Annotated in this window: 20 protein-coding genes and 1 tRNA gene; 4 read left to right on the top strand and 17 right to left on the bottom strand. The window is 48.2% G+C overall.

Annotation, left to right across the window (positions count from 1 at the left end):
- Positions 1-334: 334 nt before the first annotated feature.
- The 6 genes from NYE38_RS04600 to queG all read right to left on the bottom strand — a co-directional run bounded on the left by NYE38_RS04600 (position 335) and on the right by queG (position 5,198).
- Positions 335-1,045 (bottom strand): hypothetical protein, encoded by a 711-nt coding sequence (locus NYE38_RS04600; RefSeq protein WP_159353937.1) that lies wholly within the window; start codon positions 1,043-1,045, stop codon positions 335-337.
- An 11-nt stretch (positions 1,046-1,056) separates the two neighbouring features.
- Positions 1,057-1,770, bottom strand: a complete 714-nt coding sequence (locus NYE38_RS04595) for a polymer-forming cytoskeletal protein (RefSeq protein WP_285001884.1) — start codon at positions 1,768-1,770, stop codon at positions 1,057-1,059.
- Positions 1,761-2,393, bottom strand: a complete 633-nt coding sequence (locus NYE38_RS04590; protein ID WP_015417094.1) for a YhbD family protein — start codon at positions 2,391-2,393, stop codon at positions 1,761-1,763. The genes NYE38_RS04595 and NYE38_RS04590 overlap by 10 nt, the downstream gene beginning before the upstream one ends.
- A 136-nt stretch (positions 2,394-2,529) precedes the next feature.
- Positions 2,530-3,012 (bottom strand): tRNA (uridine(34)/cytosine(34)/5-carboxymethylaminomethyluridine(34)-2'-O)-methyltransferase TrmL, encoded by a 483-nt coding sequence (gene trmL / locus NYE38_RS04585; protein ID WP_007610253.1) that lies wholly within the window; start codon positions 3,010-3,012, stop codon positions 2,530-2,532.
- A 36-nt stretch (positions 3,013-3,048) separates the two neighbouring features.
- On the bottom strand, positions 3,049-3,960 hold the full coding sequence (locus tag NYE38_RS04580; protein WP_012117141.1) for an amidase domain-containing protein: 912 nt from the start codon (positions 3,958-3,960) through the stop codon (positions 3,049-3,051).
- Positions 3,961-4,037: 77 nt separating this feature from the next.
- Positions 4,038-5,198 (bottom strand): tRNA epoxyqueuosine(34) reductase QueG, encoded by a 1,161-nt coding sequence (gene queG, locus NYE38_RS04575; protein WP_015239452.1) that lies wholly within the window; start codon positions 5,196-5,198, stop codon positions 4,038-4,040.
- Positions 5,199-5,282: 84 nt separating this feature from the next.
- On the opposite strand from queG, the gene NYE38_RS04570 reads away from it, so the two are divergent.
- A complete protein-coding gene (locus NYE38_RS04570) occupies positions 5,283-5,906 on the top strand; it encodes a hypothetical protein (RefSeq protein WP_022552809.1) in 624 nt (207 codons plus the stop codon).
- Between the two features lie 90 nt (positions 5,907-5,996).
- On the opposite strand, the gene NYE38_RS04565 is transcribed toward NYE38_RS04570, so the two are convergent.
- A tRNA-Gly gene (locus NYE38_RS04565) sits at positions 5,997-6,070 on the bottom strand.
- A 190-nt stretch (positions 6,071-6,260) separates the two neighbouring features.
- Between NYE38_RS04565 and NYE38_RS04560 the strand changes: the two genes are divergently transcribed.
- Positions 6,261-6,464 (top strand): helix-turn-helix transcriptional regulator, encoded by a 204-nt coding sequence (locus NYE38_RS04560; RefSeq protein ID WP_003155407.1) that lies wholly within the window; start codon positions 6,261-6,263, stop codon positions 6,462-6,464.
- On the top strand, positions 6,461-6,928 hold the full coding sequence (locus tag NYE38_RS04555; RefSeq protein WP_012117138.1) for a hypothetical protein: 468 nt from the start codon (positions 6,461-6,463) through the stop codon (positions 6,926-6,928). The genes NYE38_RS04560 and NYE38_RS04555 overlap by 4 nt, the downstream gene beginning before the upstream one ends.
- A gap of 20 nt (positions 6,929-6,948) precedes the next feature.
- Here NYE38_RS04555 and rpsN read toward each other — a convergent pair whose 3' ends face one another.
- The 6 genes from rpsN to NYE38_RS04525 form a co-directional block, all read right to left on the bottom strand.
- Positions 6,949-7,218 (bottom strand): 30S ribosomal protein S14, encoded by a 270-nt coding sequence (gene rpsN / locus NYE38_RS04550; RefSeq protein ID WP_025284463.1) that lies wholly within the window; start codon positions 7,216-7,218, stop codon positions 6,949-6,951.
- Positions 7,219-7,392: 174 nt separating this feature from the next.
- On the bottom strand, positions 7,393-8,529 hold the full coding sequence (ssuD, locus tag NYE38_RS04545; protein WP_340803108.1) for an FMNH2-dependent alkanesulfonate monooxygenase: 1,137 nt from the start codon (positions 8,527-8,529) through the stop codon (positions 7,393-7,395).
- A gap of 24 nt (positions 8,530-8,553) precedes the next feature.
- Entirely contained in the window at positions 8,554-9,387 is an 834-nt protein-coding gene (locus NYE38_RS04540; protein WP_340803109.1) for an ABC transporter permease, read from the bottom strand.
- Entirely contained in the window at positions 9,387-10,376 is a 990-nt protein-coding gene (locus NYE38_RS04535; RefSeq protein WP_340803110.1) for an aliphatic sulfonate ABC transporter substrate-binding protein, read from the bottom strand. Before NYE38_RS04535 ends, NYE38_RS04540 begins: the two co-directional genes overlap by 1 nt.
- Positions 10,377-10,391: 15 nt before the next feature.
- Complete coding sequence (locus NYE38_RS04530) at positions 10,392-11,159, bottom strand: ABC transporter ATP-binding protein (protein WP_014417255.1); 768 nt, start codon at positions 11,157-11,159, stop codon at positions 10,392-10,394.
- Between the two features lie 222 nt (positions 11,160-11,381).
- Entirely contained in the window at positions 11,382-12,317 is a 936-nt protein-coding gene (locus NYE38_RS04525; protein WP_172870095.1) for an amidohydrolase family protein, read from the bottom strand.
- 256 nt (positions 12,318-12,573) lie between these two features.
- Between NYE38_RS04525 and katA the strand changes: the two genes are divergently transcribed.
- The gene (gene katA / locus NYE38_RS04520; protein WP_003155420.1) at positions 12,574-14,019 is read left to right on the top strand and encodes a catalase KatA; all 1,446 of its coding nucleotides are present in this window, start codon (positions 12,574-12,576) and stop codon (positions 14,017-14,019) included.
- 71 nt (positions 14,020-14,090) lie between these two features.
- Here katA and NYE38_RS04515 read toward each other — a convergent pair whose 3' ends face one another.
- From NYE38_RS04515 to NYE38_RS04500, 4 genes are read right to left on the bottom strand one after another with little or no spacing between them, the layout of a single operon-like run.
- Complete coding sequence (locus NYE38_RS04515; RefSeq protein WP_014417253.1) at positions 14,091-15,056, bottom strand: ABC transporter ATP-binding protein; 966 nt, start codon at positions 15,054-15,056, stop codon at positions 14,091-14,093.
- Complete coding sequence (locus NYE38_RS04510) at positions 15,049-16,035, bottom strand: ABC transporter ATP-binding protein (RefSeq protein ID WP_025650305.1); 987 nt, start codon at positions 16,033-16,035, stop codon at positions 15,049-15,051. Before NYE38_RS04510 ends, NYE38_RS04515 begins: the two co-directional genes overlap by 8 nt.
- Positions 16,032-16,937 carry an oligopeptide ABC transporter permease gene (gene opp4C / locus NYE38_RS04505; RefSeq protein WP_014417251.1) on the bottom strand — a complete coding sequence of 302 codons (906 nt, stop codon included), beginning with the start codon at positions 16,935-16,937 and terminating at the stop codon, positions 16,032-16,034. Before opp4C ends, NYE38_RS04510 begins: the two co-directional genes overlap by 4 nt.
- Positions 16,938-16,949: 12 nt before the next feature.
- Positions 16,950-17,906 carry an ABC transporter permease gene (locus NYE38_RS04500; RefSeq protein ID WP_007610211.1) on the bottom strand — a complete coding sequence of 319 codons (957 nt, stop codon included), beginning with the start codon at positions 17,904-17,906 and terminating at the stop codon, positions 16,950-16,952.
- Between the last annotated feature and the right edge of the window lie 50 nt (positions 17,907-17,956).

The following is a 17,956-nucleotide window of genomic DNA, read 5'->3' as shown; positions in this document are numbered from 1 at the left end:
TGCACTAGAAATAAGGTACTTTGTTACAATCTATGCGGTGACGTGATAATACATGCTTTTCGTTTCTTAAAAATAAAGACGTTATAAGGCCGTCATTGACAAGGGTCCGGTGCACCGTTCATAATGAAAGAAATACAGTTTCATCCAGACTCGGACATCAAATGGAAAAGCAAAGAGGAGGAGAAATGATGAAAACGATCATTTTACTTGGGGTCATTCTCACTTTTTTAGTATCCATTTTTACGGCGGGTTACGACAGCAAACCTGAAAACAAATAACGGCAAAAGGGTGCTCTTCATAAAGAGCACCCTTTCCTGTACAACATAACAATGTTTCACATTTGAATACGTTCTTGGACTGTTGATTTTTCATGAGATTTGCAGCTTGTTTGATACTCGATTTTTCCGATTTTGCAGCCCGGGCCGATTTCCACATGCTTTCCTCTGACGATGTCCGCTTCCGTGTATTCGAGGTAAATTGCGTCTCCTTCGATCAATCCAGCAGAAAGCGTGCCGGCTTTCCGTTTAAGAAAACCGGGTTTCCGTCTGACGGTGATCGATGTGCCGCCGATTTCTTTCACCCGGCTTCGGTCATAACGCAAATGGATGTTTACGTCCCCCGCGTTTAACAATCCCGCCACATTGATACATCCTGTTACATGAAGCAGCTCCGTCTCGCAATCGCCGCCGACTGTGAGGCTGCCTTTTATATGACACTGCTCTCCCGCGGCCCCGCCGCCAATTTCAGCAAGTCCTTTCAGCCTCATCGTGGCGAAACGCACGGAGCCGCCGACTTTCAATTTGCCCATCACATTTGCTGAACGTGCTGATAAATCTCCTGCAACTTCATGCTCTCCGAAAATTTTCAGCCTGTTGATCTCGGCATCTCCGAGAAAAAGTCCCGTACCGAATATCCGGCAGCGTTCGCTTTGAAGTCCTTCGCCGACAGTTCCTTCCCCTTTAATGCTTACATTTTGGTAGGAACCGCCGGAGGCGTGTCCGGCTCCGTACATTTTTAAATGACTCAATTTTTTTGTCGTTTCCATCGCAGCTCCTCCTATCGTTTCACGACTTTGTTAACCAAAGCGGAAGGATCACATGTAAAATCGCCGCTGTATTCCACCGTCCCAATGGTGCAGCCCGCGCCGATCCGCACATGATTTCCGCGGACTGTCTTCGCGTTCGTGTCCGCCAATTCAATGATGTCACCCTCAATCAGCTCTGCTGTCAGCACCGGGGCCGGCATCAGCTTAAAACGCGTAAGCACGCTCTTTCTGCTCATCACTTTCAAATGGCGGCAGCCGATTTCTTTCACCCGGCTTTCTCCCGCCGCCAGCTTAATACTGACTTCATCGGCATTCAGCAGGCCGCCGATCTTGCATTTGCCTTCCGAACGGAACGTCTCTGTCTCGCAATCGCCTTCAATCCCGGCTTTCCCGGATATGAAAATATCATCAGCTTTCACACCGCCGCCGAAAGATGAAAATCCCGCGACGTTCAGCCGCTCCGTTTTGACATCATCTTTAATGACACCCGTTCCGTTGATACGGATGGATTCAGCTTCGGCACTGCCGGAAATTTTCCCCGAACCGCTGATCGTCAGCGTTTGCGTCTTGACATGTCCGTCTGTTTTTCCGCTGCCGTTAAACAAAAAGCTCGCGCACTCCACATCACCTGACACCGTGCCGCTTCCGTTGATCTCCACTGTATGAAAACGGCCTCCTTTTGAACTTCCTGAACCGTTGATGACTAATTTATCTGTTACTTCCATTGATGGTCCTCCTGCATCCATTTCGTTTTTAATTCTTCCGATGCCGCAGCAAGCGCCACCCGTTCAACCACTTTGACAGTCGGTTCAAATAAAATATGTTCCGCGTCTGCGATGAAGCACGTCGTTACGCCAAGCTTTCGGAGCATGACAAGCTCCGTATTCGCTTTCAGTTCGGAAGCCTCATACGTTTTCAGCACCCCTGCCGCCAATTTTCCTTCCTCAAGGCTGATATTGCCCGATTGCAAAAGCCCTTCAAGCACATATAAAGACAGCAGCGCACGGGACGTGAATGTCACGCCGTCTTCGCCATAAACTTGCAGCGCGGCTTTTGAAATCAGTCCCTTTTGAAGCAGCTCCGCAGACGTTATATTGACATCAGTCATTTGCGGAGACAGCATTTCCCTCATTTCATCCAAAGACAGATTTTCTTTCATTTTCTGTATTTTTGAGATACGTTTCAATATTTCCGCTCTCGGAAAAAATGTTTCCTGGCCTGTAAATGTTGATTTTCGGATAAACCATTCTTCAGGAATTAAATTTTTCCGTTTCCAGCGGTACAGCTGCCCGTATGAGATTGATGTTTCTTCCAGCAATTCTTTTTTAGAAATCAGTTGTTCCTCCATGAATCCAGCTCCTTCGATGAAAGCATTGTAACATAACACTGTTACGTTGTTAAGCCCATAAATATAAAAATGCCGTAAACCCCCGCTGTCCGTCTTTTTTATTGAATAAAAAAACGCCCGGATGCGGGCGTTTTTTTCACGTCAAATCTCTGTAATTTTGCTGGCGCAGCGCTTCATATACAAGAATCGCGGCCGTGTTGGACAGGTTTAATGATCTCACATGCTCGGTCATCGGCAGACGCAGGCAGCGGTCCATATTGTTTTCGATCAATTCTTTCGGAAGTCCGCTCGTTTCTCTGCCGAATACGAAGAAAAAGTCTTCCTCCGTATTTGAGTAATCAAATGATGTGTGCGGCTTTTGGCCGAATTTTGTAATGAAGAAAAACTTTCCGTTCTCATATGCCTCAAATAACTCTTCCAATGAATCATGATATACGACGTTGACGAACTCCCAATAATCGAGTCCGGCGCGCTTCAGCATTTTATCATCGGTTGAGAATCCGAGCGGGCGGATCAAATGAAGCGTTGTGTCTGTTGCCGCACAAGTACGTGCGATATTTCCCGTATTGGCCGGGATTTCGGGTTGATATAAAACGACATGTAATGCCACGATGTTCACCTCTGTTTTTTATTCCGCCCACCATTATATCATTAATTACTCTTTTGTCGTATCATCCGTAATATGAAAAAACGCATATCTGATGGAAGGAGTATACGCCGTTGAATCCTCATATGACCAATATCTCATTCTGCTGTCATACGTTTGGGCATTGACAAGCGGCATATTGCTTTTATCTTTCGCGACCACGATCGCCGTATGATTAAAACGGCCGTCTCCTTCAAAATCATAGCAAATGATATCTCCGGGCATCAGTTCTTCAGCTCTTGATACTTGCACCGCGCGAAGCCCTGCCTTGGATTGGGCCAGATACATCTTCATCGAATGCGCGACCGTCCAGCTGTAGCTCCACGAGCTTGCCTTCATCCACCAGCCTGAGCCTCTGTTCGGATGCCCCCGCATCGGTGCTTTTCCGGCATGTAAACATTGGGAAATAAAATTGGTGCAGTTGTCGCTGAAATTTTTATAAGCGGGATTTCGTTTATTCCAAAACTTCTCCGCGTACTGCACGGCAGCCAGACGGTCGTATTGAAACGCCCGCCCGAAATCTTCCCGTTCACTCCGCTCATATTCAATTACGCTGTTTCCGTCAGAAAATCCCGCCGGTTTTTTCTTTACTTCCCGGTCTTTAATCAAAAGCTGATCATAGAGAAATGCAGTCCGTTCCTCAATCTGCTCTTCTAAGTAAAGGTGTCCGTCATGCTCCTTGCACAAATATTCGAAATGAATCGTGTACATGACGCATAACGTGCCGTCGTCCTCAAGGCTGCTTTTGACAATGACGGCTTTTGCCTTCGCTTTCACGATGTCAACTTTCCGTTTTTCAAACAGCTCTTTTTTTCTCGTCAGGACCTCAAGATCGCCGGGCTGCCCATTGTGCCTCATCTCGGTTCCGTTGATTAAATAATGAAGCCGGGCCTCCGCTAAATCTTCAATAATATGCTTCAAGCGCTCCACCCACCATACTATTTTTATAAAGAAAAAACACTTGAACTCACGCCAAGTGCTTTTTCTCTATACATATGTCAGGACCGGCCGGTTTTAGTCTTATCAGAAACCGATAACAGCTCCAGTCCCTTTTCAATTTCCCGTATAGCTTCCTCATCCTGCTCCTTTTGAAGCGCTTTTTCTAATTCCCCCGCATAATCAGGATCACCGATTTTCCCGATGGCCCAGGCGGCCGTCCCTCTGATAACGGGGCGCGGATCTTGGTGCATTAAGGCCGTTAATTCCGGAAGAGACGAGGCATCTTTAAAATGAGCCAAAGCTAAAATCGCATTCCGCTGTATCGGCTTCTTGCCGCGCCATGATCCCGATACATGTCCGAATTTTTCTTTGAATTCGCGGTTGCTTATGGTCAAAAGCGGCTTTAACAGCGGCTTTGCGATTTCCGGATCAGGCTCCATCTGCGGATGAAGATGAAAATCTTTCCCCTTATTAATCGGACAGACCGTCTGGCACGTGTCACAGCCATACAGACGGTTTCCGATTTTCGTGCGGAACTCATCCGGCAAAAATCCCTTTGTCTGGGTCAGGAACGAAATACAGCGCTGGGCGTTAAGCTGTCCGGGATTGACGAGCGCGCCGGTCGGACACGCGTCTAAACATTTTGTGCACGTACCGCACATATCTTCAATCGGCACATCCGGTTCAAAGGGCAGATTGGTGATCATTTCAGCCAGATAGACGTAAGAGCCGTATTCAGGCGTGGTGATCATGCAGTTTTTGGCGCTGAAGCCGATTCCCGCCCGTTCAGCAACGGCCCTGTCGGACAATTCTCCTGTATCCACCATTGACTTTGTGCGGATATCCTCATGTTTGCTTTGGAGAAAATTTTCCAGCAGATCAAGCTTTTCCCGCAGCACATCATGATAATCCTTCCCCCAGGAAGCTCTGCAAAAAATGCCGCGCCGCCCGTCTCTCGTGCTCCTCGGCGCATCTTTCATTTTGGAAGGATAAGCAAGGGCGATGGCGACGATTGATTTGGCTTTCGGGAGAAGCAAAGACGGAGTAACCCGTTTTTCAATATCTGGCTCTTCAAAACCGGATAAATAGCCGAGTGATTCCTGAAGAATCAGCCGGTCCCGCAGACTGTCGAACGTATCAGCCGTCGTAAACCCGATTTTGTCAACTCCGATGCTTTTGGCGTATTCGATTAATTCCTCTTTCAGTTTATGAATATTCATTTTTTGCACAGCCTCCTTTCTTTGTGATCAGGCTCCCGCACGGGTATAATAGAGTTTTATCATCCCGAAATGGAGTGAACACACTTGAACATCAGTTTAGATCCACTTATTGCTGAACGGGTGCCGGGGATCAAAGCGGCAGCCGTCTTATATGAACAGATCGAAGTCGGGCCTGCTCCGCAAATGCTGAAAGGCCGCCTCCGTTTATTTCAAGAATCTCTTTACTTTGATTATGCTGACGGCGGTATAGATGAGCAGCCTTTTGTTAAAGAGTGGGCGCGTATGATGGAACAGCTCAGTCCCGCCTTTTCAGGACAAAAAACGCCGATGGAGCTTATGCTCGGCGATATTTCCCGGGAACGATTCATTGAAAGTGTGAATTCAGCCCATGATACCATACTTTTTTTCTCCTTGAAATATTCATTGCCCATAATGGCGTATGACGCCGCAGAAATAGATGAACCGATTTCGATTACAATCGGAGAAAAAGAACACGTACTTGCTTTCTCCGACTCTGGCGGCATTTTCGGCGGCCTTACCGGACATATCAACACCCGCCCTGTAACAACCGGCACAAAGAAAATGCTGCAGCTGATCTTTTTCCCGCCTTCATTTCATGCCGACGCGGCGGATGAGCTGCTATCATCCTTAACCAAAATGTTTGAACAAATTCACGGAGGCACGCATACCGTCTCTTGGCTTTCATAAAAAGACACGCCTTTCGTGTCTTTTTTCACATAAAAAAACGCAATACTTCGTTTATCAGAGAAACGAAACACTGCGTTAATAACGTATGTATGGAGCGGGTGATGAGAATCGAACTCACGACATCAGCTTGGAAGGCTGAGGTTTTACCACTAAACTACACCCGCATCAAAATTCTTTTTTGTCAGTACCGCTTTGACGTTTCTAATATTACATGTTTATTTTTTTTTCGTCAAGGGAATGTTAAAAAATTTGTCGAAAAAAATTCTTTTTTTGTCCACATGTTAAGTTGGGTTTACATTTTGTTAAGAACCACATACAATATGAAAAAGAAGAAAACTTGAGGTATGCGTGATGATGAAAAATAAAGTAAAAGAGCTGAGAGCCAGATTCGGCTATTCTCAGGAAACGCTCGGAAAAGAAGCCGGAGCCACCAGACAGACGATTGCAGCGATTGAAAAAGGAGATTATGTGCCTTCACTTTTATTGGCGCTTAACATCTGCCGGGCTTTCTCCCTGCCGATGGAGGAAGTTTTCTGGCTGGAGGAGGAGAAAAAATGAGTTTGAAAAGAAAAGCGTGTTTTCACCTTGCACTCTACGGATTGGCCTGCTGGACGCTTATTTCCTTTATGGAAGCGGCGCCGCGGATCGCCCAGTTTTTCCAGACGGAGGGGAGCGGTTCATTTGAGCTGAATATCACGCCGTTTCTGCTGTTTACCGTTTGTGCCGCATTGTATATCTATGCCGAAAAGAAAAAACGAAACGGCAAAAAGCACAGGCTTGTGCCCGATGAATTTGAGGAACAGGATGAAAGAGAACGAATGATGACGGCTAAAGCTTGCCGTTCCTCGTATATCGCCGTTTACTTCTCATTGCCGGCCGCAGCCGTTCTGCTTTTGTTTTATCCGCTGATTCAGCCGCATCTTCCCTTTTTTCCGATTCTTTTAATTTTCATTCTGATGATGATTCAGCATTTGGCTTATGTTTTCACTTTTCATAAGCACGGCAAAAACTCCGGTTCATGACAGATCCGGAGTTTTTTACATTACCAGCTCGCTTTTTTCACCCCGGGAATCCGGCCTTTATGGGCCAGCTCCCTGAATGCGATTCTGGACAATTTAAATTTTCTCATATATCCGCGGGGCCGCCCCGTCACCGTACAGCGGTTATGAAGCCTGCCCGGAGCAGAATCACGCGGCAGTTTGCTCAGCGCTTCCCAGTCTCCTTTTGCCTTTAATTCTCTTCGGATGTCCGCATATTGTTCAACAAGCTTCTGCCGCTTGAGCTCTTTGATCACTTTTGATTTTTTTGCCATTTCAGCACTCCTAACAAATCGTAATTATTACGTTTTGTATCATATCATCCATATGAGCATCGTGCAAGCTAAGCGCTTAAAAAGGCGGGTGAATACCCGCCTTCACTGCCGGCATTTCCCCGGAAATGAATCCGCAGAAAGCGCCCGCCGTCAATTATCCGCCTTGCGACGTCATCAGACTTTCGCTTTATTTTCTCTTGCAAAATGGTCGTTTCCCATTGCTTCACCCAGTCTGCGCTCAAGCTTTTTAGTCCGTTCATTCTGAAACGGCAGAAGCGGAAACACGAGTTCAGCCAGATAATAAGCTTCTTCCAGATGCGGGTAGCCTGAAAAGATAAACGACTCAATGCCGAGTGCCTGATACTCTAAAATTCGAGCAGCGACAGTCTGCGGATCACCGACAATTGCCGTGCCCGCTCCGCCTCTGACCAGTCCGATGCCGGCCCAGAGATTCGGGCTGATCTCAAGCTTCGAGCGGTCACCGTTATGGAGATCGGCCATCCGTTTTTGTCCCGATGAATCAGCGCGCCGGAGCGAAGCCTGCGCTTTCGCAATCGTCTCTTCGTCTAAATGGCTGATTAATCGTTCAGCCGCTTCCCATGCCTCTTCCTCAGTCTCCCGGACAATCACGTGAAGTCTAATGCCAAAACGCATCGTCCTTCCTTCCTTGGCAGCCTGTTTTTTAACAGTTTCAATCTTTTCTTTTACCTGCTCCGGCGGCTCTCCCCATGTTAAATAGACATCTGTATGTTTCGCCGCAGCCTCAATTCCCGCCTGTGATGAACCGCCGAAATATAATGGCGGATGCGGAGACTGCTTTGGCGGAAACAGCAGATTGCTGTTTTCCACCTTGATATGCTCCCCTTCATATGTCACCGTTTCGCCCCGCATGAGTCCGCGCCAGACAGTTAAAAATTCTTCAGTCGCCTTATAACGTTCATCGTGGCTGATAAACATGCCGTCTCCCGCCAGTTCATAAGGATCTCCGCCCGCTACGACATTTACGAGCAAACGGCCGTCTGACAGCCGGTCCATTGTCGACGCCATTCTCGCGGCGACAGACGGCTGCATCAGTCCCGGACGGACCGCCACTAAAAATTTCAAGTCACTCGTTTCCCCCGCTAAAGCGGCAGCCGTCAGCCACGGGTCTTCACATGATCTCCCCGTCGGCAGCAGAACCCCCGTATACCCGAGTCTGTCCGCCGCCTGTGCCACTTGCTTAAAATAAAGATGATCCGCCGTTCTCCCTCCCGTTTGCGTCCCTAAATACCGGCCGTCACCATGCGTCGGAATAAACCAAAGAATCTCCATATGAATCTCTCCTTTTTTAATAGGTTACCCTTCATAACTGTTCCGCCATTTTAATAGTTTCCGTTCGAGCATTCTGACCAATGCATCTGTCAGCTTGCCGACAGCCGCAAAAATGATAATGCCGACAAACACCTTATTTGTCTGTGAAAATTGTCTGGCATCCATAATCATATAGCCGACGCCCTCGCTCGATCCCATCAGTTCCGCCACCACAAGACCGAGCCACGCAATGCCCAGAGAGAGCCTGATGCCGAGCAGGATATTCGGCAGAGATGCCGGAAGAATTAATTTCGTCATCTGCTGATACCAGTTAAATTCCAGCACCCGCGCGACGTCAAACAGCTTCGCGTCCACACTGCGGATTCCGAGAAACGTATTAATGTACACGGGGAAAAAAGCCCCCAATGCGATCAGCAGAATTTTTGATGTCTCATCAAATCCGAACCACAAAATGAACAGAGGAGTCACGGCCAAGTGCGGAACCGTTCTGAGCATTTGCAGGGACGGATCAAGATATGCTTCCGTCCGCTTTGAGAAACCGACCAGCAGCCCGAAAACAAGTCCGAGGCCCGCGCCAAGCAGAAATCCGGCAGCCGCCCGGTATAAGCTGATCTCTAAATGACCCCAAAGCTCACCTGAGAGAAGAAGTTCCTCAAATGTCTGCAAGATGACGACAGGCGACGGGAGCACCGTGGCCGAGACGATACCCAGACTTGCGATAAACTGCCATACTGCGATGACCGCAGCCGGGAGTACAACCCCCTTCATCCATTGGTATGAATACTTCCGGGATCTTGCCAGAGCTTTCTTTTCTGATTGGCTTATTGCGCCGGCAGCCGTTGATGCTTCTGCTTTCATTACTTGCCATCCCCCGTTTCAAGCGCTTTTTTAATAAATGAATTGTCGACAACGTCTTTTACATGAATTTTCTTATGAATCGCTTTTGTTTGATATTGAAAATCAGCGGTTTCCTGTTGGGCTTTGACAATATCATCATTGATCGGTTCATTGAGAGGCTCAGTATTGTTAAGCACGTTTCTGACAACTTTCGGATCAAGATGTTTGATTTTCGCATATAAGGAGACAGCTTCATCTTTGTGTTCCTTTTGCCATGTAACTGCCTTATTGAACACTTTCAGAAAACGGACAACCTCATCCGGGTGTTCTTTGGAAAATCCCTTTCTGACTAACGTGAAACCGGGAGAATATAAATCTGTGCTTTCTCCGTTCGCCAATATTTCCGCCCCGTGCTGCAGCGTTTCAATCGACAAATACGGCTCCCAAATGGACCATGCGTCAACTGATTTGTTTTCAAAAGCGGAAACCGCCTCATCAGGCTGAAGCTGGATGATGGTGACGTCATCGGCGGAAAGCCCCGCTTTATCTAAAGCTTTATAGAGAAAATCAAAGCCGCTGCTGCCTTTGGCTACGGCGATTTTTTTACCTTTCAATTCTTTCAGGCTCTGAATCCCGCTGCCCTTGTTTACGAGAATGCCGTTTGCCTTTAACCCGTCCTGAGACAGCCCGATCTCTTTAAAATCAATTCCAGCCGCCTGACCGGAAATGACCGGTGAATTGCCGACCTGGGAAAAATCAAGCTTATCGGCGGCAAGACCTTCAAATTGCGGAGGACCGCTTTGGAATTCGACCCATTTTACTTTTATTCCGTCTTTTTTGAAGGCCTCTTCAAACCAGCCTTTTTCCTTGGCAATGAGAAGCGGGCTTAAACTCTGCTGGATGCCGATCCGGATTTCTTTCACCGTTTTCCCGCTCCCTCCTGTCCCGTCTGCACTGCATCCGGCTGACATCATGACTGCTGCGGCTAAAAGAATGATGGTTTTTTTCACTTCGCTTCGTCCCTTCTATATCCCGGACCCATCCGCAAACCGGAGGTCTTCCGTTTTCTCAAACTCAGAAAGCACCTTCTGCCGGACGGCCTGAAAATCCGCTGAGGTCCGATTGCGCGGATGCGGAAGCTGAATCGGCATCAGGCTGTGCAGCCGGCCGGGCTTTGCCCTGAGGATCGCCAGCTTATCGCCTAAATAGACGGATTCATCAATATCATGCGTGACCAGAATCATCGTCGTTTTTTTCTCGCGCCATATATCAAGCAGCACATCCTGCAAATGTTTTCTCGTAAAAGCGTCAAGCGCCCCGAACGGTTCATCTAAAAGCAGCACCTCCGGCTCGCGCAAAAGGGCTCGGGCGATGGCAACCCGCTGCGACATGCCGCCGGATAATTCGCGCGGATAAGCGTTCTCCGCTCCCTGCAGCCTGACAACCTCAATCAGATCATCCACTTTTTTCCGAACGGCCGGGTCGTTCATATTGAGATCGGCAGCGATGTTTTGTTTTACCGTCAGCCAGGGAAACAGCCGGTGCTCCTGAAAGATAAATCCCTGCCGGATGCCCGGTCCCGACACATTGCGGCCGTTTATTGTGACAGAGCCTTTATAATCGGTATCAAGACCGGCAATCAATTTTAAAAGCGTGCTTTTGCCGCATCCGCTCGGCCCGATGACAGTCAAAAATTCTCCCGAAGCAATTGACAGCTCAATATCATTCAGCACCGGTGTTTTCCGGCCTTCATGCTCAAAAGCTTTTTCTTGTATGCTGATGGTTACAGCCATCTGTCTTCCCCTCTCTTTCTGCCGCGTGCGATCGAAAAACAAAAAGGCCCCCATCTCCGATTGCTTGCAGAGATGGGAGCCTTCGGCGGTCCGATCGGCAACCCGTTTGTTTTTAAATTTGAATATCATGTTAATTCAAATTATTCCGACTTGTCAACTATTTTTTATAAGGATTAAAATACGCTCTCCGGCATAACCCTGCCAGAGAGCGCATCGGCTGTATCACGTATTTACTTCCTTTTCTTGGCGGGCGATTTTCAATAATGTTCGCGCATTGTTGCCGAAAATGTTTTCTATATCTTCTTCCCGCATATTGATTTCCCGGCAGGTCCTCACCTGCTCCTGAAGATATCTGTATACATATCCTCTCGGAAATCCGTTCGAATCCGTCCCGAAGATGATCCGTTCAACACCGATTAATTCAGATGTCTTTCGAAACAGAATTTCCAAATCAAGCGGATACGGCATCCACCTCATCCACTGATTTGAGCCGGACGTGTCAATATACACATTCGGGCAGCTCCAGCACAGCTGCAGCAGTTCCTGATAATATCCGGCGCCGAAATGCGGAATGATGAACGGGATATCAGCATACTCTCTCGCGACGCGATAGATGGAGAGCGGGTTGATGTTGCGATGGCTGACAATCCCCCCCGCTCTCCCTAAAAGCCCGAAGTGAATTAATACAGGCAGCTTTTTGTCAGCCAGATACGTCCACAGCTTTTTCAGCGACGGATCATGAAAATCGATGTCTGTCAGCGGTCCGAACAGTTTATATCCTTTCAGACCGAGCTCTTCTACCGCTCTTTTCAGCTCTTCATACGCATTCTCCCGCTCCAAAGGATGATATGCAAATCCGGTAAATCTCGCGGGATTGGCTTGAATAAACGCCGCCATCCGGTCATTGCTCTCTGCTGTTAAAAAATTCAGCACGTCAATGCCGTACTTATCTAATTCTATCTCCCATCTTGTCATCAAAGCGATTTCGCCGTCATCGCCATCAACATCATGCGGATCAGGAAAATCCCAAGTCAGATTCATTCTTTCTGACCGCTCCCTGTTATAATCGGAAAATGTCTTATCGTTTTTGCCGAAATAAAGGCTGTACGGCAGATGACCGTGAATATCGACAGGTTTAAAATGCTGCCGGAAAAGCATACAATCGCCGCCTCCCTTACCGCCTGACAATAAAAAAAGGCCCTTATCCAGTGAAGAATAAGAACCTCTTGTGTCCAAGTCAGCGGTTTCTATTTTTTCTCATCTTAAACCCATTATTCCCGTCAGTCAAGTAGGCTTTCAAACCCAAACCCTTTTTTCGATAATAAAAATAATTATTTTATAATCATTATAAAATAATATTGACTTTTTACTGATAGGTGATATTATGTTTTTATAAATCTAAAGAGGTGATCACATGAGTTCAAATAAATTGACAACCAGCTGGGGCGCTCCTGTCGGAGATAACCAAAACTCAATGACGGCCGGCGATCGCGGTCCTGCTTTAATACAAGACGTCCATCTGCTTGAGAAATTGGCGCACTTTAACAGAGAACGCGTTCCGGAGCGTGTCGTTCACGCAAAAGGCGCGGGCGCACACGGTTATTTTGAAGTCACAAATGACGTTACAAAATATACGAAAGCCGCATTTCTGTCAGAAGTCGGTAAACGCACGCCGCTCTTCATCCGTTTCTCAACCGTCGCGGGCGAACTTGGCTCTAGTGACACAGTGCGCGATCCGCGCGGATTTGCCGTTAAGTTTTATACAGAAGAAGGAAACTACGACATCGTCGGAAACAATACACCCGTGTTCTTCATCCGCGATGCCATCAAGTTCCCTGACTTTATTCATACACAAAAAAGAGATCCGAGAACACATCTGAAAAATCCGACGGCCGTTTGGGATTTCTGGTCTCTGTCACCGGAATCCCTGCACCAGGTAACCATTCTGATGTCAGACCGGGGCATTCCGGCGACTCTTCGCCATATGCACGGATTCGGAAGCCATACATTTAAATGGACAAATGATAAAGGTGAAGGCGTCTGGATTAAATATCACTTTAAAACAGAGCAAGGCGTGAAAAACCTTGATGTTAATACAGCCGCAAAAATCGCGGGCGAAAATCCCGATTACCATACGGAAGATTTGTTCAATGCGATTGAAAACGGCGATTTCCCCGCATGGAAATTATATGTTCAAATCATGCCGTTAGAAGACGCAAACACATATCGCTTTGATCCGTTTGACGTCACAAAAGTATGGTCTCAAAAAGACTATCCGCTCATTGAAGTCGGCCGCATGGTTCTGAACCGCAATCCGGAAAATTACTTTGCGGAAGTAGAACAGGCGACGTTCTCTCCCGGCACATTAGTCCCCGGCGTCGACGTCTCACCTGACAAAATGCTTCAAGGCCGGTTGTTCGCATACCATGACGCGCACCGCTACCGTGTCGGCGCGAACCATCAGGCGCTGCCGATCAACCGTTCCCGCAATGAAGTGAAAAACTATCAGCGTGACGGACAAATGCGTTTTGATGATAACGGCGGCCGCTCCGTCTATTACGAGCCTAACAGCTTCGGCGGCCCGAAAGAGTCACCTGAAGATAAACAGGCGGCATATCCTGTATCAGGTTTCGCTGACAGTGTAAGCTATAACCATCATGATCATTACACACAAGCCGGCGACCTGTACCGCCTGATGAGCGAGGAAGAGCGCGCGCGCCTTGTCGCCAATATCGTCAGTGCGATGAAACCTGTGGAAAAAGAAGAAATTAAGCTGCGCCAGATCGGCCACTTCTACAAGGCTGATCCTGAATACGGCAGACGCGTTGCCGAAGGACTCGGACTGCCATCACCAAAATAGCATCAAAAAACCTGCCGGTCTGCCCGGCAGGTTTTTCCTGTTTATTATCAATAAAACCGTTTTTTTCTCAATTACACGAAGTGGCATGCCGCAAAATGATGAAGCCCTTTTTCTGACAGCGCCGGACTTTTCTCAGCACATATCTTCTTGGCTGCCGGGCATCTCGTTCGGAATTTACAGCCTGAAGGCGGATCAGAGGGGCTCGGTATATCACCCTTTAAAATTATCCGCTCCCTTTTCGCTCCGGGATCAGGAACAGGCACGGCTGATAACAGCGCTTTCGTATAAGGGTGAAGCGGCCGTGAAAAGAGCTCCTCCTTTGACGCGTATTCCACAATCGTCCCTAAATACATAATGGCGACCTTCGTACATAAGTGCTCCACCACGCTTAAATCATGAGAAATGAACAAATATGACAGCCCGTGCTGTTTTTGAAGGCTGCTGAACAAATTGATCATCTGCGCCTGGATGGAGACATCTAACGCCGCCACAGGTTCATCCATAATGATAAATTGCGGCTTAAGCGCCATCGCTCTTGCAATCACGATCCGCTGACGCTGCCCTCCGGAAAATTCATGCGGATATCGGTCGATAAAGTTTGCGGAAAGCCCGCAGGCTTCAAGAACCTCCGCCGCTTTATCACGCGCATTCCGCTTCACCGCCAATTGATGCTCGATCATCGCTTCACCGATGGCTTCTCCGATCCGGCGCCGGGGATTTAAAGAACTGAACGGATCTTGAAAGATGAGCTGCGCTTCTGATCTGAAAGTTTTGAGCTCGCGCCGGCTCATCCGAAACACATCACGCCCCTGAAAAAACACCTCTCCCCCTGTTTTCTCATGAAGCCTCAAAATGGTCTTGCCGATTGATGACTTTCCGCTGCCCGATTCTCCCGCTAAGCCGAACACTTCTCCTTTTCCTATCGTAAAACTGACACCGTCGACCGCTTTTACGGGATTTTTGCGGGTCTTTCTCATCCCCCCATGTTCCTCGTAATATTTTTTCAGCCCCTTGACCTCCAGCAACGCATCACTCATCTGCTTTCTCCTCTCTGTAAAGCCAGCACGCCGCCTGATGTCCCTTCCCGAATTCAGTAAAATGCGGGCTCGATCTCCGGCATATTTCCGTGCTGTGTTCACATCGCTCCGCAAAATAACAAGACGATCCCGACAGGTCCGCAAGCTCGGGGACCTGCCCCGGAATGGTGTACAGCATCTCCCTTCTTTGACCGATAACCGGCTTGGCCGCGAGCAGCCCTTTCGTATACGGATGCTTCGGATCAGAAAACATCTTTGCAACCGGTCCTTCCTCCACAATTTTTCCCGCATACATGACAATCACATAATCAGCCATTTCAGCAACCACGCCTAGGTCATGTGTAATGAATAAAATAGACGTGCGAAATTGCTTTTTCATATCCCGCAATAAATCCAATATCTGCGCCTGAATGGTTACGTCAAGCGCTGTCGTCGGCTCGTCGGCAATGATCAGTTTCGGATCGCAGCTTAGCGCGACAGCCGTCATGATGCGCTGCAGCATGCCGCCGCTCAGCTCATGAGGATATCGGTGCATAACCTGCTCGGCATGCGGGATCTCCACTAACGTGATCAGTTCAACGGCCTTCCGCCATGCTTCTTTCTTACTCAGCAACAAATGTTCGCGAATCGGTTCGGTCAGCTGCTCACCGATTGTAAACACCGGATTCAAAGATGTCATCGGTTCCTGAAATATCATCCCGATTTCGCTGCCGCGGATTTTCTGCATGTCTTTTGGTTTCAATTCCAACAGGTTCCGTCCGGAAAAATGCACCGCTCCCCGTTCGATTCTCCCCGTCTCGGGAATAAGCTGCATAATGGACAATGACGCCATGCTTTTCCCGCAGCCGGACTCCCCTACAATACAAACCGTTTCCTCCTCATGTATCGTAAAGCTGACATCGTCCACGGCCTTTACCGCCCCCTCCTCTCTATAAAAAGCCGTTTCCAAATGCCTCACTTCTAAAAGCGGTTTTTTCATTTCATTTTCACCTGCCGTTTTACCTTAGGATCAAAAGCGTCTCTTAAACCGTCTCCAAGCAGATGAATCGCCACAACGGTCAGAAAAATGGCCGTTCCCGGCGGAATCCACAGCCATGGGCGGAGTGTAAAATCCATAAAATGATTCGCCGCTTCCATCATGTTTCCCCAAGAAGGTGTGGGCGGAGCAACGCCAAGCCCGAGAAAACTCAGCGCCGATTCACTCAGCATCGCTCCCGCCACATGCAAAGTCGCCGCTACCAGTAATAACGGCAATGTATTGGGAAGCAAATGATAGAGGATTTTCCGTTTATCACTAAGCCCCAAAACTTCCGCGGCCATCATAAACGGCTGCTCCTTCAGCGACAAAATCTGTCCGCGTACAAGCCGCGCCAAACCGGGCCATCCGATCAGGCTTAACATCATCATAATCAGGTACATTCTGTATTCAGAAGGCACTTTCCACTCCGACATCACCGCAGCCAAAATCAAAAGCAGCGGCAGTCCCGGGATGGACATGAGCATATCAGCAATGCGCATAATGATCATATCTGCGGCTCCCCGATAAAATCCGGCCGCAGCCCCGAGTAAAGAACCGATGACAAGCGACAGCACCATTGAAGCAAGCCCCACAGTCAGAGAAATCTGCCCCGCCAGCATCAGCCTCGTCAGCACATCTCTCCCGTACTGGTCGGTTCCCAGCCAATGATGGATTCCCGGCTGCTGATTGGCATTTGAAATATCCGTCCGATCTGTTATGTACGGAGAAAAAGACGGCCCGATAAAGCACAATAAAAACATAAAACATAAGAAAAGAAGACTGATGACCGTCAGCTTATGCTGCAGCAGGCGGCGGTACGTCTGCTTCCAAAGAGAAGGCGGCACCCCTTTTTGTTTTTTCATTCCGAACACCCCCTATTTCAGCCTGACCCGCGGATCAACCGCGGCATAAGCGATATCCGCTAAGAAGTTCCCCACAATCGTTAAACAAGACAAAAACAAGGTAAACGCCATCAAAACCGGATAATCACGATAATGCACAGATTCCAGCTGAATACGTCCGACTCCCGGCCACCCGAAAATCTGTTCAATAATGATGGCTCCGGAAAACAGTCCCGGCAGTTCAAAAGCAAGCAGGGTGATGGCCGGAATGAGCGCGTTTTTCAACGCATGTTTCCAGATGACGGTGCGCTCTTTCAATCCTTTCGCTCTCGCCGTTCTGATATAATCCTGTCTGATCACGTCCAGCATGCCGGAGCGGAAATACCTTGTCAGCGAGCCGATGCCGAGCATAGATAAAATCACGACCGGAAGAATCATATGTCTGGCGGCTTCAAGCACGTACGAAAAACCTGTACTCGTGCTTCCGGTATCAATCATCCCGCCGACGGGCAATATTTTCAAATCCACCCCAAACCACTTAATAAACAGAAGGCTGATAAAAAAAGACGGAAACGCCATGGAAGCAAACACAAGAAACGTCACGATCCCGTCAAACCATGAGTATTTCCTGACAGCGGATATGACACCCGTTATCATCGCGGCTGACCATGTGACAAGCAACGCCAAAAACGCGACAAAAAACGAATTCCAGACATATTTCCGAAGCAGTGACAGGACGTTCTCCTGATATTTCAAAGAAAACCCAAAATCTCCGCTGAGCACATTACCGAGCCACGTCACATAGCGCTGCCAAATCGGCTGATCCAGCCCGTAAAGCGCTTTTAACTCCTTCGCTCTTTCAGGAGTCAGGTTTACATTGGAATCAATATAGTCGCCCGGCAGCATGGCGAATAAGAAAAAAATAATAAAAGACGTACCGAATAAGATCACAAGCATTTGAATAAATCGTTCTGCAGCATACCGTTTCACAAAAAGCCCCTCCTTTCCGCTGAAAGGGCAAAATCCCCAGGATGCACCGG

This window comes from Bacillus sp. EU63, assembly GCF_038592915.1.
GTDB lineage: Bacteria > Bacillota > Bacilli > Bacillales > Bacillaceae > Bacillus > Bacillus velezensis.
Note: the sequence above shows the minus strand (reverse complement) of the source record. Positions and strands in the feature narration are given on the sequence as shown.